This is a genomic window from Bacillus sp. 166amftsu, assembly GCF_900107445.1.
Taxonomy (GTDB): domain Bacteria; phylum Bacillota; class Bacilli; order Bacillales; family Bacillaceae_G; genus Bacillus_A; species Bacillus_A arachidis.
In genome coordinates, this window is record NZ_FNQA01000015.1 from 1 (window position 1) to 22120 (window position 22120).

23 protein-coding genes, 1 rRNA gene and 2 pseudogenes are annotated in these 22120 nt (G+C 36.4%); 14 read left to right on the plus strand and 12 right to left on the minus strand.

Translation table 11 applies throughout. The annotated features are described in order from the left end of the window. Nucleotides 1–196: ribosomal RNA gene (locus tag BLV40_RS21820) — 16S ribosomal RNA — on the minus strand; the annotation flags it as partial. Between the two features lie 481 nt (nucleotides 197–677). On the opposite strand from BLV40_RS21820, the gene BLV40_RS21830 reads away from it, so the two are divergent. Together BLV40_RS21830 and BLV40_RS21835 are read left to right on the plus strand one after the other, a co-directional pair. Then, nucleotides 678–1358 carry an MgtC/SapB family protein gene (locus BLV40_RS21830; protein ID WP_026594265.1) on the plus strand — a complete coding sequence of 227 codons (681 nt, stop codon included), beginning with the start codon at nucleotides 678–680 and terminating at the stop codon, nucleotides 1356–1358. Between the two features lie 103 nt (nucleotides 1359–1461). Next, nucleotides 1462–2460 carry a potassium channel family protein gene (locus BLV40_RS21835; protein ID WP_090693837.1) on the plus strand — a complete coding sequence of 333 codons (999 nt, stop codon included), beginning with the start codon at nucleotides 1462–1464 and terminating at the stop codon, nucleotides 2458–2460. On the opposite strand, the gene BLV40_RS21840 is transcribed toward BLV40_RS21835, so the two are convergent. Both BLV40_RS21840 and BLV40_RS21845 read right to left on the minus strand, forming a co-directional pair. Continuing rightward, nucleotides 2447–2857: a YugN-like family protein gene (locus BLV40_RS21840; RefSeq protein ID WP_026594263.1), complete on the minus strand. Its 411-nt coding sequence runs from the start codon at nucleotides 2855–2857 to the stop codon at nucleotides 2447–2449. The two genes, BLV40_RS21835 and BLV40_RS21840, sit on opposite strands and share 14 nt — an antisense overlap. Before the next feature lie 188 nt (nucleotides 2858–3045). Continuing rightward, nucleotides 3046–4398 carry a glucose-6-phosphate isomerase gene (locus BLV40_RS21845; protein ID WP_026594262.1) on the minus strand — a complete coding sequence of 451 codons (1353 nt, stop codon included), beginning with the start codon at nucleotides 4396–4398 and terminating at the stop codon, nucleotides 3046–3048. 355 nt (nucleotides 4399–4753) lie between these two features. On the opposite strand from BLV40_RS21845, the gene BLV40_RS21855 reads away from it, so the two are divergent. Next, a complete protein-coding gene (locus BLV40_RS21855) occupies nucleotides 4754–4987 on the plus strand; it encodes a DUF378 domain-containing protein (protein WP_026594261.1) in 234 nt (77 codons plus the stop codon). Between the two features lie 114 nt (nucleotides 4988–5101). Here the strand turns inward: BLV40_RS21855 and yugI are convergent, their stop codons facing one another. Then, nucleotides 5102–5446 (minus strand): S1 domain-containing post-transcriptional regulator GSP13, encoded by a 345-nt coding sequence (gene yugI, locus BLV40_RS21860; RefSeq protein WP_026594260.1) that lies wholly within the window; start codon nucleotides 5444–5446, stop codon nucleotides 5102–5104. A gap of 340 nt (nucleotides 5447–5786) precedes the next feature. Further along, nucleotides 5787–5972 (minus strand): annotated as a pseudogene (locus tag BLV40_RS21865) (Lrp/AsnC family transcriptional regulator); the annotation flags it as partial. Between the two features lie 243 nt (nucleotides 5973–6215). Here BLV40_RS21865 and BLV40_RS21870 point away from each other — a divergent pair. Continuing rightward, on the plus strand, nucleotides 6216–7178 hold the full coding sequence (locus BLV40_RS21870) for a 2-hydroxyacid dehydrogenase (protein WP_090693844.1): 963 nt from the start codon (nucleotides 6216–6218) through the stop codon (nucleotides 7176–7178). 96 nt (nucleotides 7179–7274) lie between these two features. Continuing rightward, a complete protein-coding gene (locus BLV40_RS21875; RefSeq protein WP_026594258.1) occupies nucleotides 7275–8114 on the plus strand; it encodes an alpha/beta fold hydrolase in 840 nt (279 codons plus the stop codon). A gap of 99 nt (nucleotides 8115–8213) precedes the next feature. On the opposite strand, the gene BLV40_RS21880 is transcribed toward BLV40_RS21875, so the two are convergent. Then, nucleotides 8214–8465, minus strand: a complete 252-nt coding sequence (locus BLV40_RS21880) for a DUF1871 family protein (protein WP_026594257.1) — start codon at nucleotides 8463–8465, stop codon at nucleotides 8214–8216. A 117-nt stretch (nucleotides 8466–8582) separates the two neighbouring features. Between BLV40_RS21880 and BLV40_RS21885 the strand changes: the two genes are divergently transcribed. Further along, nucleotides 8583–9734, plus strand: a complete 1152-nt coding sequence (locus BLV40_RS21885) for a MalY/PatB family protein (protein WP_090693848.1) — start codon at nucleotides 8583–8585, stop codon at nucleotides 9732–9734. A gap of 36 nt (nucleotides 9735–9770) precedes the next feature. On the opposite strand, the gene BLV40_RS21890 is transcribed toward BLV40_RS21885, so the two are convergent. The 3 genes and pseudogenes from BLV40_RS21890 to BLV40_RS21895 all read right to left on the minus strand — a co-directional run. Then, entirely contained in the window at nucleotides 9771–10313 is a 543-nt protein-coding gene (locus BLV40_RS21890; RefSeq protein WP_090693851.1) for a superoxide dismutase family protein, read from the minus strand. Between the two features lie 69 nt (nucleotides 10314–10382). Beyond that, nucleotides 10383–10559 (minus strand): hypothetical protein, encoded by a 177-nt coding sequence (locus BLV40_RS28710; RefSeq protein ID WP_170833691.1) that lies wholly within the window; start codon nucleotides 10557–10559, stop codon nucleotides 10383–10385. A 30-nt stretch (nucleotides 10560–10589) separates the two neighbouring features. Then, nucleotides 10590–10670: pseudogene (locus BLV40_RS21895) on the minus strand (thiamine biosynthesis protein ThiJ); the annotation flags it as partial. Nucleotides 10671–10823: 153 nt separating this feature from the next. On the opposite strand from BLV40_RS21895, the gene BLV40_RS21900 reads away from it, so the two are divergent. After that, a complete protein-coding gene (locus BLV40_RS21900) occupies nucleotides 10824–11207 on the plus strand; it encodes a kinase-associated lipoprotein KapB (RefSeq protein ID WP_026594254.1) in 384 nt (127 codons plus the stop codon). A 40-nt stretch (nucleotides 11208–11247) separates the two neighbouring features. Here BLV40_RS21900 and kapD read toward each other — a convergent pair whose 3' ends face one another. Next, the gene (gene kapD, locus BLV40_RS21905) at nucleotides 11248–11871 is read right to left on the minus strand and encodes a 3'-5' exonuclease KapD (RefSeq protein ID WP_026594253.1); all 624 of its coding nucleotides are present in this window, start codon (nucleotides 11869–11871) and stop codon (nucleotides 11248–11250) included. Between the two features lie 279 nt (nucleotides 11872–12150). Between kapD and BLV40_RS21910 the strand changes: the two genes are divergently transcribed. Next, nucleotides 12151–13476 carry an ArsB/NhaD family transporter gene (locus BLV40_RS21910; RefSeq protein ID WP_026594252.1) on the plus strand — a complete coding sequence of 442 codons (1326 nt, stop codon included), beginning with the start codon at nucleotides 12151–12153 and terminating at the stop codon, nucleotides 13474–13476. A 141-nt stretch (nucleotides 13477–13617) separates the two neighbouring features. Here BLV40_RS21910 and BLV40_RS21915 read toward each other — a convergent pair whose 3' ends face one another. After that, on the minus strand, nucleotides 13618–14079 hold the full coding sequence (locus tag BLV40_RS21915) for a hypothetical protein (RefSeq protein WP_090693854.1): 462 nt from the start codon (nucleotides 14077–14079) through the stop codon (nucleotides 13618–13620). A gap of 98 nt (nucleotides 14080–14177) precedes the next feature. On the opposite strand from BLV40_RS21915, the gene BLV40_RS21920 reads away from it, so the two are divergent. Both BLV40_RS21920 and BLV40_RS21925 read left to right on the plus strand, forming a co-directional pair. Further along, nucleotides 14178–14870 carry a DNA alkylation repair protein gene (locus BLV40_RS21920; RefSeq protein WP_090693857.1) on the plus strand — a complete coding sequence of 231 codons (693 nt, stop codon included), beginning with the start codon at nucleotides 14178–14180 and terminating at the stop codon, nucleotides 14868–14870. Nucleotides 14871–15520: 650 nt separating this feature from the next. Then, nucleotides 15521–16897 (plus strand): glycine--tRNA ligase, encoded by a 1377-nt coding sequence (locus BLV40_RS21925; protein WP_090693861.1) that lies wholly within the window; start codon nucleotides 15521–15523, stop codon nucleotides 16895–16897. 549 nt (nucleotides 16898–17446) lie between these two features. Here BLV40_RS21925 and BLV40_RS21930 read toward each other — a convergent pair. Further along, nucleotides 17447–17824 carry a hotdog fold thioesterase gene (locus BLV40_RS21930; RefSeq protein ID WP_090693865.1) on the minus strand — a complete coding sequence of 126 codons (378 nt, stop codon included), beginning with the start codon at nucleotides 17822–17824 and terminating at the stop codon, nucleotides 17447–17449. Between the two features lie 93 nt (nucleotides 17825–17917). On the opposite strand from BLV40_RS21930, the gene BLV40_RS21935 reads away from it, so the two are divergent. From BLV40_RS21935 to BLV40_RS21950, 4 genes are all read left to right on the plus strand, one after another. Continuing rightward, a complete protein-coding gene (locus tag BLV40_RS21935) occupies nucleotides 17918–18661 on the plus strand; it encodes a DUF3298 and DUF4163 domain-containing protein (RefSeq protein ID WP_090693869.1) in 744 nt (247 codons plus the stop codon). A 50-nt stretch (nucleotides 18662–18711) separates the two neighbouring features. Further along, entirely contained in the window at nucleotides 18712–19308 is a 597-nt protein-coding gene (locus tag BLV40_RS21940) for a biotin transporter BioY (protein ID WP_090693871.1), read from the plus strand. Between the two features lie 184 nt (nucleotides 19309–19492). Beyond that, nucleotides 19493–21049 carry a murein biosynthesis integral membrane protein MurJ gene (gene murJ / locus BLV40_RS21945; protein ID WP_090693873.1) on the plus strand — a complete coding sequence of 519 codons (1557 nt, stop codon included), beginning with the start codon at nucleotides 19493–19495 and terminating at the stop codon, nucleotides 21047–21049. Continuing rightward, entirely contained in the window at nucleotides 21042–22109 is a 1068-nt protein-coding gene (locus BLV40_RS21950) for a glycosyltransferase (protein ID WP_026594242.1), read from the plus strand. Before murJ ends, BLV40_RS21950 begins: the two co-directional genes overlap by 8 nt. Nucleotides 22110–22120: the final 11 nt, after the last annotated feature.

Below are 22120 nucleotides of genomic sequence, written 5' to 3' on the forward strand. Positions count from 1 at the left end.
ATGCAGCGCAAAATGTTATCCGGTATTAGCCCCGGTTTCCCGGAGTTATCCCAGTCTTATGGGCAGGTTACCCACGTGTTACTCACCCGTCCGCCGCTAACTTCATAAGAGCAAGCTCTTAATCCATTCGCTCGACTTGCATGTATTAGGCACGCCGCCAGCGTTCATCCTGAGCCAGGATCAAACTCTCCAATAAAGTTAGTTTGTCTAGCATCTAAAATAAAAATTGACGTTTCACGTTGTTTGTTTCGTTCAGTTTTCAAAGAACTTGTTTGCCGCTCATTTGCGACTCCCTTATGTTAACACCTTCTTTTTTCGATGTCAACAAAGTTTTTTATTTCTTTTTTTCGCTTTCTGCTGTCTCGCATCAGCGACGGTTATTAATATAGCATGTAGAAAAATGAAATGCAACACCCTTTTAAAACTTTTTTATAAAAAATAGCCAAGTTTCTTTATTTACGCCATATACTTAAATAAAATGCCTTTTTATTCCCCACTTCATTCATATCTTTTTCACCATAATCGGCTTCATTACTATCTATCATTCTTTACAAAAAGAATTTCATTGTGCAGGAAGTACCATACCCGCTGATGGAAATTTCATTTATTAAGAAAAACGTTTCTTCTTAACGTTATCATTGCCTTTACAGTAAACCCACTTACAAGGAGGAGTACATATGGACTATACCGATTTATTAATCAAACTAGGTCTCTCTGCTATTTTAGGATTTGCTATCGGTTTAGAACGCGAATTAAAAAGAAAACCACTTGGTTTAAAAACTTGCTTAGTCATTTCAATTATTAGCTGTCTCCTTACTATTGTCTCTATTAAATCTGCCTATAACTTACCTCATACAGATCATATCAACATGGACCCTCTTCGCCTTGCAGCTCAAATTGTTTCAGGAATTGGTTTTCTAGGCGCTGGTGTCATTTTAAGAAGAGGAAACGACAGTATCGCGGGCTTAACTACTGCCGCTATGATTTGGGGAGCATCAGGCATTGGGATTGCTGTGGGAGCTGGTTTTTATCTTGAAGCAATTTTCGGCATGTGTTTTCTTATGATTAGCGTCGAACTCATTCCATTAACAATGAAGATTTTAGGTCCTAGGTCACTCAGGCAGCGAGATATCGCTGTCAAACTTGTTGTAAGTAATATGAACAATATACCTATTGTTATTGAAGAAATAAAAGCAATGGATATAAAAGTTAAAAATATGAAACTCAAAACATTAGAAAACGGATCGCACTTTTTACAACTAAAACTGTCTGTTGATCAAAAAAGACATACAGCTGACGTCTATTATGCGTTGCAACATTTAGAAAGTGTACAACAAACAGAAGTTGAAAGCATATAGCGTTTCTGATGAACCACTAAAAAACTCTCTTACAAAATAGAGAGTTTTTCTTTTTTTCATAATGGTAACAATGTAGCTATACAAGGTGAGGAGGAATATAAATTTGAAATCACGCGCTAATCTAGTAGATGTATTTCGTGACTCCATTATTTTCCGCTTAATTAGCTTCATTATCCTACTAATTACTGTTTTTGGTCTTCTCATATATAAATTTGAACCCACTTATTTTTCTACATGGTTTGATGGAATCTGGTGGGCACTTGTTACAACTTTTACTGTCGGTTACGGCGATTACGTCCCGCACACACCTATAGGAAAACTTACAGGCATGCTTCTCATTTTATTAGGAACAGGTTTCTGCTCCTATTATATGGTGTTATTCGCCACCGAAATGATTAGTAAGCAGTATATGAAAATTAAAGGTGAAGAAGCAGCTTCCTGCCATGGACATATGATAATTGTCGGCTGGAATGAACGTGCCAAACAAGTCGTAAGCCAAATGCATGTACTAGAACCGAAGCTTGATATCGTACTCATCGATGAAACCCTTTCTTTGCTTCCGAAATCTTTCCATCACTTAGAGTTTATTAAAGGCTGTCCACATCATGATCAAACTTTACTAAAAGCAAATGTTCGAACAGCCCAAACTATTTTAATCACGGCAGATAAAGAGAAAAATGAAAACTTAGCTGACACACAATCTATTTTAAACATTTTAACTGCTAAAGGGCTGAATCCAAATATCCACTGTATCGCTGAAATACTCACTTCTGAACAAGTTCAAAATGCGAGTAGAGCGGGGGCAACAGAAATTATAGAAGGAAATAAATTAACAAGCTACGTCTTTACTGCATCTCTTTTATTCCCTTCCATTTCAGGTGTATTATTTACACTTTATAATGAAATCTCGGAAAATAAATTGCAACTGATGAATGCTCCTACAGTTTATATCGGAAAAACTTTCGAAGCTTGCAGTGGCCTGCTTTTAAAACAAAACGTCCTACTGCTAGGTGTGCAGCGAGATGAACAATATCACATCAATCCCGTCCGCTCCTTTATTATTATTGAAAGCGACATATTTATCATAATTAAACATGAATAAGATGCTTTTCCAGCTCTTTTACTAAAGCCTTTCCGATATCAATGTATTTTCTTTTTATATTTCCATCTGCATCTTGTGGCTCTGCGAATTGATCTACTCCACTTACTCCAGCTGCTAATGTATTTACTTGATCATCCAGTTCGTCTTGATATACATGCGAAAGAAGATACGGCGTGTCAAGGCGAACTACTACTCCAGGCACATCTAGCTCTCCTTCCGTTGCTGTAAATGGTACTCTTAAAAATTGATATCCCTCTTCCTCATCTATTTTATAATCAAAGCACCCTTTGTCGTAACCCCAATTGCCACCAATACTATAACCAAGCGGTTTTAATGTTTCTTCTAATTTAAAAAGGGCATATGTATGACCTTCTAAATTTGATTGAATTGGAATCAAGCTATTCATCCTTCCTAAACTTTTCCCTTAGCATACCCGATTCTTCTTTGTTCTTGCATGATATATCAATGATTCGACAAGTCCCATCCCAATTTTTCCAATAAAAAAACTGTGGGGATTATCCCAACAGCTTTTTTCGCTTTTTTATCCAACTACAATGGCTAGAGTGGTCGGCGGCTTCGCTTTCCCTATTTCAAACGCTCTTCTAATTCTGCTTTTAGTTCTTCGAATCCTGGTTTTCCAAGAAGAGCAAACATGTTTTTCTTGTATGCTTCTACACCTGGTTGATCAAATGGATTTACGCCTAATAAGTAGCCGCTCATCGCACACGCTTTTTCGAAGAAGTATACAAGGTAACCGAATGTGTACTCATTTAATTCTGGAATGTTTACGATTAAGTTTGGTACACCGCCATCGCTATGTGCAAGTAATGTACCTTCGTATGCTTTTGTGTTTACGAAGTCTACTGTTTCACCAGCAAGGTAGTTTAAACCATCTAAATCGTTCTCGTCTAATTCGATTTTTAGTTCATGTGTAGCTTTCCCTACTTTCAGAACTGTTTCAAATAGATCGCGACGTCCTTCTTGAATGTATTGACCTAATGAATGCAAGTCAGTTGAGAAGTTTGCTGAAGATGGGAAAATACCTTTTTGATCTTTCCCTTCACTTTCACCAAATAACTGTTTCCACCACTCAGCAAAGTATTGAAGCGCCGGCTCGTAGTTAACAAGCATTTCAATTGTTTTACCTTTGTTATATAAAGCATTACGCACAACTGCATATTGGTAAGCAGGATTTTCTTCCAGCTCAGATTTCGCAAAGTCATCGTGCCCAGCAGCTGCACCTTGCATCATCTCTTCAATATTTAAACCACTCACTGCAATTGGTAATAAACCAACTGGTGTTAATACAGAGAAACGACCGCCAACATCATCTGGAATTACAAATGTTTCGTATCCTTCTTCATCAGCTAATGTTTTTAAAGCACCACGCGCTTTATCAGTTGTTGCATAAATACGTTTACGTGCTTCTTCTTTTCCATATTTCTCTTCTAATAATTTACGGAAAATGCGGAATGCAATTGCAGGTTCTGTTGTTGTACCTGATTTAGAAATAACGTTAATGGAGAAATCTTTACCTTCTAATACATCCATTAAATCTTTCATGTAAGTGGAGCTAATGTTTTGCCCAACAAATAGCACTTGTGGAGTTTTGCGTTGTTCTTTAGAAAGTGTATTGTAGAAAGAATGATTTAACATTTCAATTGCTGCGCGTGCTCCTAAGTAAGAACCACCAATACCTACAACAAGTAAAATGTCAGAGTCACTTTTAATTTTCTCAGCACATTTTTGAATGCGAGCAAATTCTTCTTTGTCGTATTGAAGTGGAAGCTCTACCCACCCAAGGAAATCGTTCCCAGCTCCAGTTTGTTCATGGATTGCATGGTGCGATACTTTTACTGCATCACGTAAATAAGTTAGTTCACGTTCACTGATGAACGATAACGCTTTAGAATAATCGAACGTTACATGTGTGCTCATCTTTTTCCCTCCAATTATGTATATGTACTTCTGTATTCACTTTAGCGAAACTGAAGTTGTAAATCAAGCAATTGAAGAATTGTAAACGTAACCAATATTTATTTTTAAAAAAAAGTTCATTTTTCGCATAAAAATTCGTATTCCTTAGTATGGATGTATACACATCCTATAATGAAAATTTTTTATGTATAAAAACAACAAAGGAGAGTCATTCTATAAGAGAGTTAAGTTGTATAATGCGTACTCCCATTTTTGGATTTCGCTTTATACCCACCAATTTCATATAGGTGGATTCTTATTACTCGCGAATACTAAAGGCTTGCTTATACTTCAAATTTAAGGAGGACTATTCAAGATGAGTACTTTACAACGTATTGCATTAGTATTCACTATCATCGGTGCCGTCAACTGGGGACTTATTGGATTCTTTCAATTTGATTTAGTAGCAGCTATCTTCGGTGGGCAAGGTTCCGCACTTGCACGAATCATTTACGGTATTGTTGGTATTTCTGGGCTTATTAACCTTGGTTTATTGTTTAAACCATCCGAAAACCTTGGAACACACCCAGAAACACGCGAAGTTCGATAATAAAACATGGCTCCGCACTTCCCATCCGACATACGAATATGATTGCATGCAATCATATTTGCTAATATATATCATAACAAAATAAAAGAGGATTGCTGATTTAGCGATCCTCTTTTATTTTGTTAACTGTGATTCTTCAATCCACTCTGTTAACTTTTCGCGAAGCGTATTGAACCCTTTATCAGATGGTTTGGGTACGATAATTCTTCCTTGCTTTCGCTTTGCTGCTTTTAACGATAAACTCATTTTTTTGTGTTCTTCATCAATTGAAAGTACTTTTACTTCTACCATATCTCCGACCTTTAAAAAGTCATGAATATCCTTTACATATCCATTTGTAATTTCAGATATATGTACAAGTCCTTGCGTTTCGGCGTCCAATGCTACAAACGCACCGTAATCTTGAATTCCAGTCACTTTCCCTTTCACAACCACTCCTGTTGTGTATTGTTCTGACATATGAAACACTCCTATACGCTTACCATTTTCCCTGCTATTTGCAGGTAGCAAGACATCCACCGAGAAAACCAAAAAGATTAGCAGATGCAACTATTCATAAATATCCGATTAGTGAAAGCTCATTCTCAGTAAAAAGATAAATCTCCCTCGCTGAGAAAAGTTTCACTTTATATTAGTAAATTATACCACTAGCTCTCGTTTCATTCAAAATTCATGAAAAACTTTCCTCAAGTAAGTATAATTTTCAAATATTGGGATAGAATACTAACACATGGCTTTCTAGTATTCCCCCCCTTTTATGGACAAAACATATTCTGTTTTGTCCTTTTTTTATTTTCTACAAACCTCTATGTCCTTTTACTTTTTTCCAATCTATATGTGTAACATAGTGAACAATAATTTTACTCTCTCTAACTTCTCCATCATTTCTTTTACTCCTTCTATTTCTACATTTAACATTTCCGCTAAAGTTTCTACGGATAAACGACTGTTTTTCAAGACAAGCTAATAATTCTAATTTTTTCAGTCATCATATTCCTTCCTCCTTCCTTTTATATTTGAAAAGAAGATTTTTTTAGAGAATTATGTAAAAATAGAGTGAAACTTTAATCAGTATAAATTTTCTTCATCTATCGCTGATTATTAACCATCACCAATTGTGCTTTAACGGATAGCCTGTCTTCACCTTTCTTCCTCACTTCTCTCTAACTATTTAGGTGTGGATTTTATGGCTCGTTAAAGCGGGGAAAAAGAAAAAGGGGCTGAAACCGTGAAACCAAAAGTATATATTGCTGAGCGCGTTCCAAAGTCTGTAGAAACATATATCTCTGAGCATTGTGAATATGAAAAATGGCATAGTAATGAGAAGATACCTCGTGAAGTTCTATTAGAAAAAGTAAAAGATAAGCAGGGTTTACTTAACTTTGGTGCAAAAATTGATGAGGAATTATTTCAAGCAGCTCCCCAACTAAAAGTTGTGAGCAATATTTCTGTTGGCTATGATAATTTTGATTTAGAAGCGATGCGGGGCAAAAATGTGATTGGTACGAATACCCCATATGTATTAGATGATACAGTAGCCGATCTTGTTTTCGCTCTTATGTTATCAGCGGGACGCCGCGTATGCGAGCTTGATTCTTATGTGAAAGATGGTAATTGGAATTCCGAAATTACACAGGAGCATTTCGGAATGGATGTACATCATAGTACAATTGGAATTATTGGCATGGGCCGAATTGGAGAGGCTGTTGCTAAACGTGCCAAATTCGGGTTTGATATGAATGTTCTTTACTATAATCGTCGCCGTAAAGAAGACGCTGAACAAAAATTCGAAGCGACGTACTGTGATTTAAACACTTTACTAGCGCAATCAGATTTCATTGTTCTTCTAACCCCTTTAACAGAGGAAACATACCATCTTATCGGCGAGAAGGAATTTTCATTAATGAAAGAAACAGCTATTTTCATTAATGCTTCCCGCGGGAAAACAGTCGATGAAAATGCATTAATTGATGCACTGAAACAAAAGAAAATCTTTGCAGCTGGCATTGATACATTCACACAAGAACCAGTGGAAAAAGATAATCCGTTATTATCGTTAACAAACGTCGTTACGCTGCCGCACATCGGATCTGCGACATTAAAAACGAGACACAAAATGGCAATGACAGCTGCCGAAAATCTAGTTGCTGGGTTACAAGGAAAGACACCTCCAAATATTGTACGTGGATAAAAAAGGCAAGATGGCCCTCCATCTTGCCTTTTTTTACTAACATAAACTTTTTTCTACTAGGAAATAATATGAAAAAAATCAATGGAGTGAAAAAAAATGAACCATGAGACAAAACATCCTTACTTCACTTTTTCCACTCGCGGCACTACCGTTCATTACGAGTTGTATGAATACCAAAGTAAAGAGGATAGGCCAACTTTCGTACTCGTTCACGGTTTTTTATCGTCCTCATTTAGTTACCGACGACTCATCCCACTGCTTACAAAAGAAGGAACTGTTGTCGCTCTCGATTTACCGCCATTTGGAAAAAGTGATAAGTCAAATCACTTTACATATTCCTATCATAATCTAGCAACTATAATTATCGATTTAGTGGAACATTTAGCATTGCAAAATATTGTGCTAGTTGGGCATTCAATGGGCGGACAAATCTCACTCTATGTCAATCGTATACGCCCTGATTTAATTACAAAAACAATCTTACTATGTAGCTCAAGCTACTTAACAAGGGCAAAGTTCCCGCTCATCTATACTTCCTATTTACCGTTCTTCCATTTATACGTAAAAAATTGGATTATACGAAGAGGCATTGTTCATAATTTAATGAATGTCGTTTATGATCACTCTTTAATTGATGATGAAATGATGGAAGGCTACTCAGCCCCCTTTTATGATAACCGTATTTTCCCGGCTTTAACTCGAATGATTCGGGACCGAGAAGGTGATTTATCTTCAGCTGAATTACGTAAAATTGAAACACCTACCTTGCTTATTTGGGGTGAAAAAGACCGTGTTGTTCCCGTTCATGTTGGGCAACGGTTACACGAAGACTTACCAAACTCTACATTTATTTCATACGAAAATGCTGGACACTTATTGCCAGAAGAGAAGCCACAGCATGTATACGAAGAAATCGTGGCATTTTCAGCACAGTAACATCCATATATCGGCGGCTTCAGCTACTATATCAATCATTTCACGATATACAACATCAAAATTACTACAAAAGCAAAGGCTGTCGGAACACCCGACAGCCTATAATGAACAACTTCCACCTTCTTTTAATATGAGTAATTCCTCTGCTAATTTCTCACATTTCTCAATAGATGGTACTTCTTCAAAAGACATGAAATAAATATGCTGGATTTTTTTCGCAATATACTTCGGATCGTCAAACGCACTTACCACGTACACGACATCACTTGCTTCTGTTTCATAAAATTCCGGTCCCATTTGAAAAGGATCCCAATTCTTCACCATTTCCACCATCTTTTCATATGCGCCCATCTACTTCCCGCCTTTTCCTATTTTTCACTCTTTTCTTTATCGTATCATATCAGCTATGCTAGAAGAAGTGAGGAACTTTCACAAAATCATCGATTCAAGTAAAGGGAGGCAAATAATATGCAGCAATTTCATAAAACTGTAAATCGCCGGGGAACTCATAGCGTAAAGTGGGATACATATAAGAATGAAGAACTGCTACATGCATGGATTGCAGATATGGATTTTCCTATTCCAAAGCCAATTCAATCTGCAATGAAAAAACGCCTTGAACATCCTATTTTCGGTTATACAATGCCACCAGAAGAAATCACAGATACGATTTGTCAGTGGGCAAAAAGTCAATACAATTGGGATATAAAAAAAGAATGGATTGTATTTAGTTCAGGAATCGTCCCTGCTCTCAGCACTAGTGTACAAGCTTTCACAACTGAAAATGATGCCGTACTGGTGCAACCACCGATTTATCCTCCATTCTTTGATATGGTCACAAAAAATAACCGTCTTGTATGCGAAAATCCATTACTCTTGCAGGACGGCGTATACACAATGGATTTTGAACATTTGGAATCACAATTCAAACAGGGTGTGAAACTTATGCTCCTTTGTAGTCCACACAACCCTGTCGGTCGCGTTTGGACAAAGGAAGAACTTACAAAACTTGGAGCATTATGTGAACAATATAATGTAATCGTTGTCACGGATGAAATCCATGCAGACATTATTTTCTCAAATCATACCCATACACCATTTGCTTCCTTATCTGAATCATTAGCGGCACGCACAATCACTTGCATGGCACCAAGCAAAACGTTCAACATTGCAGGACTGCAGGCATCTATTATTATTATTCCTAATAAAAAACTTCGCGATGCCTTTACATCTGTACAACACCGTCAAGGTTTTCATGGGTTAAATACATTGGCTTATGTAGCAATGCAAAGTGCCTATACAGAATGTAACGAATGGTTAGCAGACATCCGTTTATATATAGAAGAAAATGCCCGGTTCGCTCGTGAATTTATCAAGCAGCATATTCCTATACTTTCTGTCATTCAATCAGAAGGTACTTTTTTACTATGGGTTGACTGTTCTCGCCTTGATTTGTCTGAAAAAGAAAGAACAAAACAACTTGAAGAAAAAGGGAAGATCATCGTTGAACCAGGTGAAAAATACGGAACCGGCGGAGAGCAATATATTCGTATTAACATCGGTTGTCCAAGAAGACAACTTGAAGAAATACTGCACAGACTCCAGTATACATTTTCATAGTTAACTGAAAGAAGCTATCCTTTCAAAAGGTAGCTTCTACTTTTTCTTAGCGGCTGATGCTTTTTCTACAATAACCCCACAAGCAATTCGGTTCCCTGAATTTCCAGCAGGTTGCGTCATACCATCATCAGCGTTTTCAGTAATAATAATCGTTGCCCCATCTTTTCGATGAAGTGTCGTTTTCCCTTCTTCAAGCGATATATTAGGTGCTTCAATATCCGCCTTAATCGCACCTTTATCATCAGCAATTACATTCGGCAAATCACCATTCTCTGCTCCCTTTGGATTCATAAGTCCATGTTTCTTTTTCTTATCTAGATTAAAATGATCACCCGCTGATATAAAAAGAGGTGCTTTACATTCCCCAATGTCATGAATATGTAATCCATGTGCTCCTGGCGTAAATCCCTCTGCCTTAATGGATATTTTCACGCCATTTGTTTTTTGAACCACCTTTGCGGTTCCAACTTTATCACCAGAAGCATTATATAACTTTACATCTATTTCTTTCGGTTTCCCTTTATCACAGCCTGCCATAAGAAACAGCAAACAAAACACAAATAAAAGCTGCTTTTTCATCACAATTCCCTCCAAAATACATTCTGCCCTTAGATTGTCCGAGCATAGAGGGAAACATACAAAAGCGAATTAGTGTTTCTTTTCCGCTAACAACTTTTGTTCTACTTTCTGCAAACGTTCTGCCTCTCTCTTCGATACACGAATAAACATACGCCAAGTTGCAATTGCACCGACTATAAATAAAACACAAACAATCCCTGGAATAATATATTCTGTTTTATCTTCTGGAAAATATAAAGGCATCATAAAGATCACACTCCTTTGTTTTTTCTACACTCTTACTCTATTCAGTAAATCCCTGAGCAAAAATACATCTATATCTGTGAATTCATCGAAGCAAACGATGTACACTTTCATCCTTTTGATTCATCAGAATTTTCTGTTACATCTTTTCAAATTATAACATCTCTCTAATCACACGCGCACCTAACTTCTCAAAATCATTCTCTGGCAGATGATTTCTTTGACTCCATCCCACTCTTTCCTTACTATAAAATTGAGGTGAAAAATATGAGCGAAACATTCCAAATTGGTGATATCGTTACTGGCATCTATAAAACAGGAAAATATATCGGTGAAATTACAAACAGCCGTCCTGGAAGCTACGTTGTGAGAGTATTAGCTGTTTTAAAACATCCTACGCAAGGTGATTTACATAATGTAAAGCAAGCTGATGTACCATTTTTCCATGAAAGACGTGCTTTAGCTTTTCGCGAACAAACAAATATTCCGCAACCAATGGTAAAAAAATATGAAGGGAATATCCCGGATTATAAAGAATCTCTGAAAATAGCATTAGACTCACAAGTGAATGCATTTCAAGAAGACGACTCTCCTTTTGCAAAGCGTAGTTTGCAGGTACTAAAGCAATTAAAACAAGATTACAAGCTATAAAAAACAAAGCGACCAAATTACACAGTTTGTAATTTGGTCGCTATTGTGTACTCACTTTCTTTAACACCTTTGAAAAATCAATAAGCTCACCTAAAGTCGGTGGAGATGGTTTTACTAAATATTCTTTGTCCTTTTCAACCAGCTTAAAAATATTATAGGTCGTCATCGCATCATCAAGTGCACAGTGATGCTTCCCTGTTCCTACTTTCCCATACGCTTCAATCGCTTTCCATAGTCCAGTTTGATTCCGCTCTCCAAAGAAACGTTTATACTCGAGCGATAAGTCTCTGCACTGCCCTGAAAAAGGAAACTCGACACCTACAGCCTCACAATTATGCTTCAGTACTTTCATATCCATATTGCCCCACGTTACAATTGTTGTTTGACAGCGTTTTTCATATTGCACAAGCTTCTCGACAAGTTCCAAAAAGGAAATCCCTCTGTCTACTGCTTCTTGATTAATTCCTAAAAATTTTTTACACCGATCTGTTAAACTTGGAAAAGCTTCTGGTCTTACATAAGATGAATACGTATTTTCCACTATACAATCAACAACCGATACGAGTCCTACCTCAATAATCTCTGGAAAAAAACCCTTTGGTTTTTTCCTATTTTGTGGCATTGTGAACTCAAAATCTAAAAACAAAAATTGTTGTTCACCCATACAATCCCTTCCTTATCATTCTATCTACTTTATCCTCCTACACGAACAGGCTCGAATGCTATTACATAAGATACATTCAGATTTGGATGTATTTTATGTATATGTCAAATAACCGCAAATATTTTCAAAAACAAGAAAAATTAACCGAAACAGAAAATAGGACAAAGCAAACCCTTCCATTTACATCCGACATTTTTCTACTTTATAATGGCTTTAAGTGTGTTTGTTCCATACATTTATGACACACTAAGAAAAGTTACCCGAAAGGAGATGGAATTTTTGCACGAAACAACGCAAGAAATTGCAAACTGGCAATATTACTTTGCAATCGCAGTCTTTCTAATTACATATGCTATTATTATTTCAGAAAAACTTAACCGTGCTGTTATCGCACTTCTCGGTGCTGCACTTATGGTGATCTTTGGAGTCGTTGACCTGCACACTGCTTTTACAAAACATATTGAGTGGGGAACTATCACACTACTGATCGGCATGATGATTTTAGTAAACATTACGAGTAAATCAGGTGTATTCCAATATGTCGCAATTAAAGCCGCTAAACAAGCACAAGGAAATCCAATTAAAATCTTAATTTCTCTTTCTTTGCTTACCGCGCTTGGCTCCGCATTTCTAGATAACGTAACAACTGTACTTCTTGTTGTTCCAGTTACTTTATCTATTACGCGTATTTTACAAGTAAATCCTGTCCCATATTTACTTTCCGAAATTATTTTTTCAAATATTGGAGGGACCGCGACATTAATTGGTGATCCACCAAACATTATGATTGGTTCTGCCAATAAACATCTAGATTTTAATGCTTTCTTATTTAACTTAGCTCCAATCGTAATTATCATTATTGCTGTTACCGCTACAATGATTTACTTTATGTATCGCAAGCAGCTAATTGCTGATCCTGTACAAATAAAAAAATTAATGAGTTTAGATGAAAAGAAATACATTAAAGATGCTGTGTTAATGAAAAAATCTTTGACAGTACTTGGTCTTACAATTCTAGGGTTCATGACTCATTCTATTTTCCACATTGATGCAGCAGTAATTGCATTAACGGGTGCTACTGTACTTATGCTAATCGGTGTAAAAGAGCATGAAATTGAAGACATATTCGCTCACGTAGAGTGGGTTACAATTTTCTTCTTTGCTGGTCTATTCGTACTCGTTGGTGGACTTATTGATATTGGACTCATCAAAACATTAGCACAAAAAGTAATTGGTTTAACAGGTGGCGATATCTCCTACGCATCTATCCTTATTTTATGGGTATCCGGTATTGCATCCGCAACAATTGATAACATTCCGTTCGTTGCAACAATGATTCCACTCATTAACGATATGGCAGTCGGTCTTGGCCTATCACCTTCCGATGTGCAAATCGATGTACTATGGTGGTCATTGGCACTCGGAGCTTGTCTAGGCGGAAACGGTACATTAATCGGTGCTTCTGCTAACGTAATCGTAGCAGGAATCGCAAGCCGTGAAGGACACCGATTTAGCTACATGGAGTTCCTAAAATTCGGTTTTCCAATTATGATCGTGTCACTTATCATTTCTCACATCTACATTTATCTGCGTTACTTAATGTAGTCATAAAAAGCGACAGTGGCTCGTTTAAAGATAAAAGGCTATCGCACGCAGCGATAGCCTTTCATTTTTATAATATACCAATTCTTTCTTCCCATATATCGATCTTCCAACAATACTCAACACAATTATCCCCAGTAAATCCTAATATTTCGTCGGCTCATTTCGAATCAAAAACAAGTGAATCGGAAGAAAAATAGAACATGTTATTACATGAATAATTGTAAATAAAACTGCGTTCGTTCCATATCGCTCTAAAATGGCATATATCAAATAAATCGACAGAACAAGCGATACCCCTGTTGCTAGCACATTTAAAATCGGAACAAAGTTCAAAATAAAACACAAAACATATATTCCGAATATTTTCCATCCTGCCTCTTCTTTCAAAAAGCTAGGTAATTTCTCCTTTGCCAAGTCTCCCCAAACTTTACTATTTAAAAATGGAATAAAAGCAAGAACCCCATCCTCAGCGCCATCATTTTTTGCCATTGTATAAAGTGAAAATGCCGTTAATACATACGCAATGATACCCCAAATTACAATAATCAAAATGAAAGTAAAACTAAGAGCAAAAAAACCTGCTAATATACTTTGATCCTCCATTGCTCTCCCTCCTTTCTATTCTTACCATATTTCTTATATCACTTTCGTATCACTTCTTTATATAATATGAAAGAGAAACCTGAAAGGAGAACAGTTTTATGCGCCCATTTGTAGAAGCATTACAGCAACAATTTATTGCACATCAAAATCCGGAAAAAGCAGAACCCATGGCTCGTTATATGAAAAACCACTTCTCGTTTTTCGGTATTCAAACACCGGAAAGAAGAAAGCTACTACATGAAGTCATACAAGTACATAAGCTCCCAAGCAACGAGGAATTTCAACTCGTCATCCGTGAACTTTGGACTTTGTCCGAACGCGAATTTCAAGCTGCCGCACTCGATCTATTACAAAAATACAAAAGGCACCTCGATGAAACTCATATTCCATTCTTAGAGGAGCTTATTACAACGAAGTCATGGTGGGATTCCGTTGATGGCATTGTCCCAACATTCCTAGGAAGCATTTTCTTTAAACATCCAGAAGCCATTCCTACCTATATTCCAAGATGGATTGCTTCAGAAAATATATGGTTACAACGCTCTGCAATCTTATTTCAGCTGAAGTATAAAGAGCAAATGGATGAAAAACTTCTCTTCTCAATCATTGGACAACTCAAATCTTCAAAAGAATTTTTTATCCAAAAGGCAATTGGCTGGGTACTTCGTGAATATGCGAAAACAAGCCCAAATGCTGTATGGGAATACGTTCAAAACAATGAACTTGCTCCTTTAAGCAAACGTGAAGCAATTAAACATATTCGCTCTACTATGAGCATCGTTTCCGAATAAAGAATAATAAAACAGGCGAAACTCTATCATATATATCGATTTAAGTCCCTGCCATGAAAACAAAAGAAGTGATGCTCTCATTTCCTCCCTTTGTTTTCACTTGGCATGAGGCGAAAAAGCACTTTCCGCCTCTATCCATCGACGGATACTCTCGTCCATCTAAAAAGAAAGGCTTTTTCCTCTATTGTGATTTAAAAAGGAACATGATAGAATATGGTCATTATTATTAAATATAGTAGCGATGACGGACTTATAAGTACTTGCACAAAAAGCGATTCAGGGATAGTGAAAGCCTGAAAAAGCGAGGAAACGGCAGTCTTGAGCAATACGTGATAAAGTGGTTGTGCGTTTATACGCACATCAACTAGGGTGGAACCGCGGGTATATACAAGCTCGTCCCTAGGCAAAAATGCCTAGAGACGAGCTTTTTTGTATTTAAAAGCGCAAGCGGCTCGTTTAGAACAGGAGGACATTGGAGGCCCTGACGAAGAGGCGCTTTTTGCCTCACAGGAAGGAGCGAAATGACCGACTGTTCTAGCCGCTGGAGCTGGATATCTCTAAAAGCGCAAGCGGCTTGCTCACGAAATTGCTATCCAACAAGTACACCCTGTCATCGCCAATACGTTAACTTTTAAAAGGAGGATTTTATTATGTATTCAATGGAACAAGTTGTAAACTTAGCGAAACATCGCGGTTTTGTTTTCCCTGGTTCTGAAATTTATGGTGGCCTTGCAAATACTTGGGATTACGGTCCACTTGGTATCGAATTAAAAAATAATGTGAAAAAAGCTTGGTGGAAAAAGTTCATTCAAGAATCTCCATACAACGTTGGCTTAGATGCAGCAATTTTAATGAACCCAAAAACTTGGATAGCTTCTGGTCATGTTGGTAACTTTAACGATCCAATGATCGACTGTAAAAAATGTAAAGCGCGTCACCGTGCTGATAAATTAATTGAAGATGCTCTAGATGCAAAAGGTATCGAAATGATCGTTGATGGTCTTACTTTCGATCAAATGGCTGACTTAATGAAAGAACATGAAGTAAAATGCCCAGATTGCGGCAATCAAGACTTCACAGAAATCCGTCAGTTTAACTTAATGTTTAAAACATTCCAAGGCGTTACTGAATCTAGTACAAACGAAATCTTCCTTCGTCCTGAAACAGCACAAGGTATTTTCGTAAACTTCAAAAACGTACAACGCTCTATGCGTAAAAAACTTCCATTTGGTATTGGTCAAATCGGTAAAAGTTTCCGTAACGAAATCACGCCTGGTAACTTCACATTCCGTACGCGTGAATTCGAACAAATGGAACTTGAATTCTTCTGTAAACCAGGTGAAGAACTAGAATGGTTCACATTCTGGCGTAACACTTGTAAAAACTGGTTACTATCACTTGGTATGAACGAAGAAAGCATGCGTCTTCGTGACCACGGTGAAGAAGAATTATCTCACTACAGTAATGCAACAACTGATATTGAATTCAAATTCCCATTCGGTTGGGGCGAACTTTGGGGCGTTGCATCTCGTACAGACTTCGACTTAAAGCGTCACATGGAACACTCTAACGAAGACTTTAACTATATCGATCCACAAACGAATGAACGTTACGTACCATACTGCATCGAGCCATCTCTTGGCGCAGACCGCGTAACATTAGCATTCTTATGTGATGCATACGAAGAAGAGCAACTAGAAAACGACTCTCGTACAGTTCTTCGTTTCCATCCTGCTTTAGCACCATACAAAGCAGCGATCTTACCGCTATCTAAAAAGCTATCTGAAGGCGCTGGAGAAGTGTTCGCAGAACTAGCAAAAGACTTCGTGGTAGACTTTGATGAAACTGGTTCTATCGGTAAACGTTACCGTCGCCAAGACGAAATCGGTACACCATTCTGTATCACATATGACTTCGACTCTGTTGAAGACAAAGCTGTTACAGTACGTGACCGTGACACAATGGAGCAAGTTCGTATGCCAATTAGCGAATTGAAAAGCTTCTTGGAGAAGAAAATTCAGTTTTAATACTGACACTGTTAAATAAGAAACTGGATTGGATTTTTCCTATTCAGTTTCTTATTTTTTAGAGTGTTTACTATGCCATACAGCAAAACTCCTACCACTAATAGAAGTGGTAGGAGTTTTGCTGTATGTTAATAAGGGATAAATAAAGGGGCTTTTACGGAAGGTCTTTCATAAAATTTTCTACAACTTAGACGCATAGAAAAATGTTTTTTATATCTAATTTATTATCGTTTTTTTAGATTTACCTTAACAAAATTAGATTTTATTATTTTTACGTTTTTTTCATTTTGGAAACTCGTTCTTTTTTTTACCTCTCTATCCAATGAACTACAAGATATTGTCGTACATCTTTTCTCCAATAAATGGAGGATATTTCACTCCAAAAAATAAATGAGTTAAAACAATGGTCCCATAGTGATGTATGAAGCAGGAAGGACATCCTTCCTGCTTCATACATCACCCCAAAGAAATTCCTCTCATTTTAATTTAGAAGCGTTCTCTTTTAATAGGGGACGCTTCTAATTGTATGACGATTAATTCGTCTATTCGCTATCTTTTTTCTTTAATAGCAACTGTACATCTTGAAATACAAAGCAGGTCATCATTTTCATCAATAATTCGTACATCCCAAACCATTGTTGTTTCTCCTTTATGGATCGGCGTACCGATTGCTGTTACGATTCCATCACGTTTCGAGCGAATATGATTCGCATTAATTTCAAGTCCAAAACAAATACACTTTTCTTGATCAATTAAATTATACGCTCCTACGCTCGCTACAGTTTCTGCTAATGCAACTGATGCACCACCGTGCAAAAAGCCCAACGGTTGATGTGTGCGTCCATCTACTGGCATAGTTGCTACCACTTTCTCTTCTGTCATTTCTAACAACTCAATCCCAAGTGCATCCATTAATGTTTTCGGCATACTATTTCTCCCTTTTCCTTGTTTAAAAATGTATAATTTTTCCCATTTATTTTCAAACTATCCATAATATTTATCTAAGGAGGTTCCATCTACATGAAAAACAAATTCTGTATTCTATTACTCTTAGTCTCCTTGCTCATTATTGTACCAAATTGTACGAAAGCAGCCCACCCTTCTAACTTGACAATCGATATAAAGACTGTCACGCAAAAAGGTAAGAAGCCTTACTTAGAGTATCAAATTAGCAGACCTTATTTTAGTAACTTTTACGATGAAAAATTTCAGAACAAATTGAATACATACTACAAAACAACAACAGATCGCTTTAAAACAACATTAGCAAAAGAAGCAAAAAAATATTATAAAGAGGCTCAGGAATCCAATGCACCTTTTCATCCATATGTTGTAAATGTCGATTATAAAGTGACATTGCAAAATTCTCCTTTATTAAGCTTATACATAAACTATTACCAATATACAGGCGGTGCACATGGTTTATATACGTGGAAAGCAAATACGTTTGATTTAAAAGAAAAGAAGATACTCAGTCTAGCTGATTTATTTCAAAAAGACAGTAACTATAAAGATATTATTCGTACAGAAATCGTTAGACAAATTAAACAAAATGAAAGTATTTATTTTCCAGATGCTGCTGACAAAGTGATGAGTACAAAGAAATTCAACTACTTTTTAGAACCAGATAACCTTGTCATTTATTTCTCTTTATATGAAATCGCACCTTATTCAAGTGGAATCCCGCAATTTCGTATTCCATACACATTACTAAGGGATTCATTGAAGCCTACTTATCAAAACATTTTGATTGACAATAGATAAACGAATTAGCTACGATAATGTTAACTAAACATCAGTGGGAGGTTAACATTATGAAGCAATTACGCGTTTTGGATTTATCACTAGCAGCTATGTTTGTTGCGCTTATGGCAATTGGTGCGAATATCGTATCATGGGCACCCTTTTTACAAGTGGCTGGTGTTCCCCTTTCGATGCAACCATTCTTCGCAATTTTAGCGGGTCTTCTTCTCGGAAGCAGACTTGGGGCCTTATCTATGACTGTTTATATGCTTATTGGGGTTGCAGGAGCACCAATTTTCGCTAAATTCCAAGCTGGATTTGGCGCACTGTTAGATCCTACCGGTGGTTTTATTATCGCATTCATTATTGTTGCTTATGTAACAGGAAAACTAGTAGAACAAAGAGAAAAACCACAACTTGGGACATTTGCAATCGCATCTGCCACTGGAATTATCTTAACTTATATCATTGGTACAACTTATATGTATGCGGCTGTAAACCTCTGGATGGGCGGAAATATGAGTTACAAAGCGGCTTGGACGATTATGATGTGGTTTGCTGTTAAAGATATCATCTTTACAATTATCGGTGCTATCATTGCACCTCGTATATACTATGCAGTTCATAACTCTGTATATCAACGCAATTCTAGTTTCTCTCCAAAATAGAATACGTTGACCCTTAAACCATTTGAAGTAAATCATCAAATAAGACACAAAAAGGATATCATCAAAATCGATGATATCCTTTTCTTTTAGAAACATCCTTGATTGCACTGATATAAATTTGATTTTTACATATAAATAAATTATGCTTGAAAAGAATTAAAATTGCATAAGGAATTGATTATAAATGGTAGGAACAGCCTCGCAAGACAAGGCAAAAAGATTTCTCATCGTAACATTATTTTTCACACTTGGGACAGCTTTAGGCAAACTACTTGGATTTGCAAAAGAAGTTACACTTGGAGCTTATTTCGGTACAAACTATGCTGTAGATGCATATGTGGTTGCTTTAAATATACCAACAATTGTATTCACTGGTATCACAGGCGCTTTTGCCTTCTCATTCATTCCTATTTTCATGGAACTAAAAGGCAAAGATCCTCTTAAAGCATATCGATTTATGAATAACTTTTTAAATATTATTTTACTCATTTTCTTTATTCCGCTTTTGCTCATTGAACTGCAACCACATTTTTTTATTAAAATGTTTGCACATGGTTTACCCGAGCAAACAGCAGTATTGTCAGCCTATTTGCTGCAAATTATTTTCCCAACTGTATTTTGTACATTTTTTATTGATATCTTCAATGCTTATTTAAACAGTTTACATAAATTTCGAATTACAAGTATACAATGGATTGTGTTAAATGGGATTACACTACTTATCTTTGTTTTGCTCGTACAATGGATTGGAATTTATGCACTTGCATTAGGTGTTATACTTGGAAATATTGTACAAACTATACTTGTCTACGTTGCTTCTAGACGCGAGGGATACCATTATAAATTTTTAATTGATTGGAAAGATCCTTCTTTAAAAAGGATGATGGCCTTAAGTATCCCTGCATTTATTACAAGTGTGTCTATTCAAATTAATTTACTCGTAGATCGAACGTTAGTTTCCGGGCTGGAAGAAGGGTCTATTGCAGCTCTTAATTATTCTCAAAAGTTATATTTTATTCCACTTGGATTAATTGCTGCTCCTGTCTTAACTGTCATGTACCCAAAATTCGTTGAATATGTAAACCAGGAGAATTGGAAACCATTCATTCAGCTCATTGAAACGAATATTAAAGTACTGTTATTTTTATTTATCCCAGTCTGTATTTATTTTACATTCTTTACTGAAGAAATTGTAAAAGTAATTTATAACTACGGTGCATTCGGAAAGGATTCTATTGAGCTAACAGCAACCGCACTACAATTTTATGCAGTCGCTGCTCTTATGCAACCTTTAAAAGATTTACTTGATCGCTTATTGTTTTCACTAAAACTGAATCGTTATATTATGTACGTATCTATCGTTTCTATGGTTGTAAATGTTATATTATGTATTGTACTCGTTCATTATATTGGTTTAGCAGGTGCTGCACTTTCAACCTCTATTGCATCAGTAAGTACAGTATTTCTGTTATTATGGATGTTGCAAAAGTATATGAAAGAGAAAGAACAGATAAATTTGCACTACACTCGCTTTTTATTGAAATGTACCGTTGCATCTTTTGTAAGTTTGTATGCTTCCAAACTACTGCTTCATTTCTCACATGATACAAAATTACTTATCTTATTAGCAATAACAGTCGGTGCTATCATTTACTTACTTATTACTTACATGTTAAGAGTAAAGGAGCTACAACAATTGCTATCGCTATTTTTAGGTAAAAGGAAGGATATAAATGAATAAAATTATGTACCTTTTGAATTATGTCGGGGATGGTGGGTCGGAAAAATATGTCCTCGATTTAATTCAATCTATTGATCCAAAACGTTGTGTTCTTGTATATTCTACTCCTGGCCCTTTCTTACATAAGTTTGAGAAATTAAACATACCCATATATCGTATAGAAATGCACCATCCTTTTGATATACAAGCTGCAAGAAAACTTAAAAAAATAATCGCAAAAGAACAAGTAGATATAGTTCACGCACAATTTTTACGTGAGAACTATATTGCAATTTTAGCAAAACTATTAGGAGCATCCATACGTGTCATCTGGACATATCATGTGGATGTTCCAATGGCACGTCCTTTAAGATGGTGCAATGCTTTTTTTACTCGTTACAATGACACGATTATTTGTATTTCACAGTTTATGAAACAACAGCTTCTTGAAAAAGGGGTTCAAAAGGATAAATTAAAAATGATTTACAATGGTTTAGAAGACCCTTATTCAAATGCATTACCCGCTCTTCATAAACCGATGAAAATCGCTGTAATTGGAAGGTTAAGCGAGGAAAAGGGGCAACCTTTTTTTATAAGAAGCTTACACAAGTTAAAAACACAATATCCGTCTTTACAATGGCAATGTAATATTATTGGAGACGGGCCACTAAAAAGTCAATTAGAAAACTTAATCACGACGTTACAATTAGATGATTCCGTTTCTTTATTAGGTTTTCAAGATAACATTATAAAAGAATACGAAGCACATGATATAATCGTAATTCCGTCAAAAAATGAAGGATTATCCTACGTTGCAATTGAGGCAATTGCCATGAAAAAACCCGTGATTGCGACAAATATTGGTGGGTTACCTGAAGTTATTGTTCCAAATCAATCGGGTATCTCTATACCATATGGAGATGAAGAACAATTAGCAACTGCACTAGCAAGATTATTACAAGATGAAAAGCTATACCATTCCTTGGCAGAATGCGGACGCGAATATTATTTACAAAACTTCACTTTCTCTAAAATGCTAACAGAAGTAAACAATATTTATCGCATACCATCATCATGTTAAAGGAGACTATA

What these genes read in the sequence shown, in the direction of transcription:
- BLV40_RS21915 (WP_090693854.1), bottom strand. Translation starts at nt 14,079, where the DNA reads ATGGAGGATCAAAGTATATTAGCAGGTTTTTTTGCTCTTAGTTTTACT.
- murJ (WP_090693873.1), top strand. Translation starts at nt 19,493, where the DNA reads ATGGTAGGAACAGCCTCGCAAGACAAGGCAAAAAGATTTCTCATCGTA.
- BLV40_RS21885 (WP_090693848.1), top strand. Translation starts at nt 8,583, where the DNA reads ATGCAGCAATTTCATAAAACTGTAAATCGCCGGGGAACTCATAGCGTA.
- BLV40_RS21875 (WP_026594258.1), top strand. Translation starts at nt 7,275, where the DNA reads ATGAACCATGAGACAAAACATCCTTACTTCACTTTTTCCACTCGCGGC.
- BLV40_RS21925 (WP_090693861.1), top strand. Translation starts at nt 15,521, where the DNA reads ATGTATTCAATGGAACAAGTTGTAAACTTAGCGAAACATCGCGGTTTT.
- kapD (WP_026594253.1), bottom strand. Translation starts at nt 11,871, where the DNA reads ATGGGTGAACAACAATTTTTGTTTTTAGATTTTGAGTTCACAATGCCA.
- BLV40_RS21920 (WP_090693857.1), top strand. Translation starts at nt 14,178, where the DNA reads ATGCGCCCATTTGTAGAAGCATTACAGCAACAATTTATTGCACATCAA.
- BLV40_RS21930 (WP_090693865.1), bottom strand. Translation starts at nt 17,824, where the DNA reads ATGCCGAAAACATTAATGGATGCACTTGGGATTGAGTTGTTAGAAATG.
- BLV40_RS21935 (WP_090693869.1), top strand. Translation starts at nt 17,918, where the DNA reads ATGAAAAACAAATTCTGTATTCTATTACTCTTAGTCTCCTTGCTCATT.
- BLV40_RS28710 (WP_170833691.1), bottom strand. Translation starts at nt 10,559, where the DNA reads ATGATGCCTTTATATTTTCCAGAAGATAAAACAGAATATATTATTCCA.
- BLV40_RS21950 (WP_026594242.1), top strand. Translation starts at nt 21,042, where the DNA reads ATGAATAAAATTATGTACCTTTTGAATTATGTCGGGGATGGTGGGTCG.
- BLV40_RS21845 (WP_026594262.1), bottom strand. Translation starts at nt 4,398, where the DNA reads ATGAGCACACATGTAACGTTCGATTATTCTAAAGCGTTATCGTTCATC.
- BLV40_RS21830 (WP_026594265.1), top strand. Translation starts at nt 678, where the DNA reads ATGGACTATACCGATTTATTAATCAAACTAGGTCTCTCTGCTATTTTA.
- BLV40_RS21900 (WP_026594254.1), top strand. Translation starts at nt 10,824, where the DNA reads ATGAGCGAAACATTCCAAATTGGTGATATCGTTACTGGCATCTATAAA.
- BLV40_RS21855 (WP_026594261.1), top strand. Translation starts at nt 4,754, where the DNA reads ATGAGTACTTTACAACGTATTGCATTAGTATTCACTATCATCGGTGCC.
- BLV40_RS21890 (WP_090693851.1), bottom strand. Translation starts at nt 10,313, where the DNA reads ATGAAAAAGCAGCTTTTATTTGTGTTTTGTTTGCTGTTTCTTATGGCA.
- BLV40_RS21880 (WP_026594257.1), bottom strand. Translation starts at nt 8,465, where the DNA reads ATGGGCGCATATGAAAAGATGGTGGAAATGGTGAAGAATTGGGATCCT.
- BLV40_RS21940 (WP_090693871.1), top strand. Translation starts at nt 18,712, where the DNA reads ATGAAGCAATTACGCGTTTTGGATTTATCACTAGCAGCTATGTTTGTT.
- yugI (WP_026594260.1), bottom strand. Translation starts at nt 5,446, where the DNA reads ATGTCAGAACAATACACAACAGGAGTGGTTGTGAAAGGGAAAGTGACT.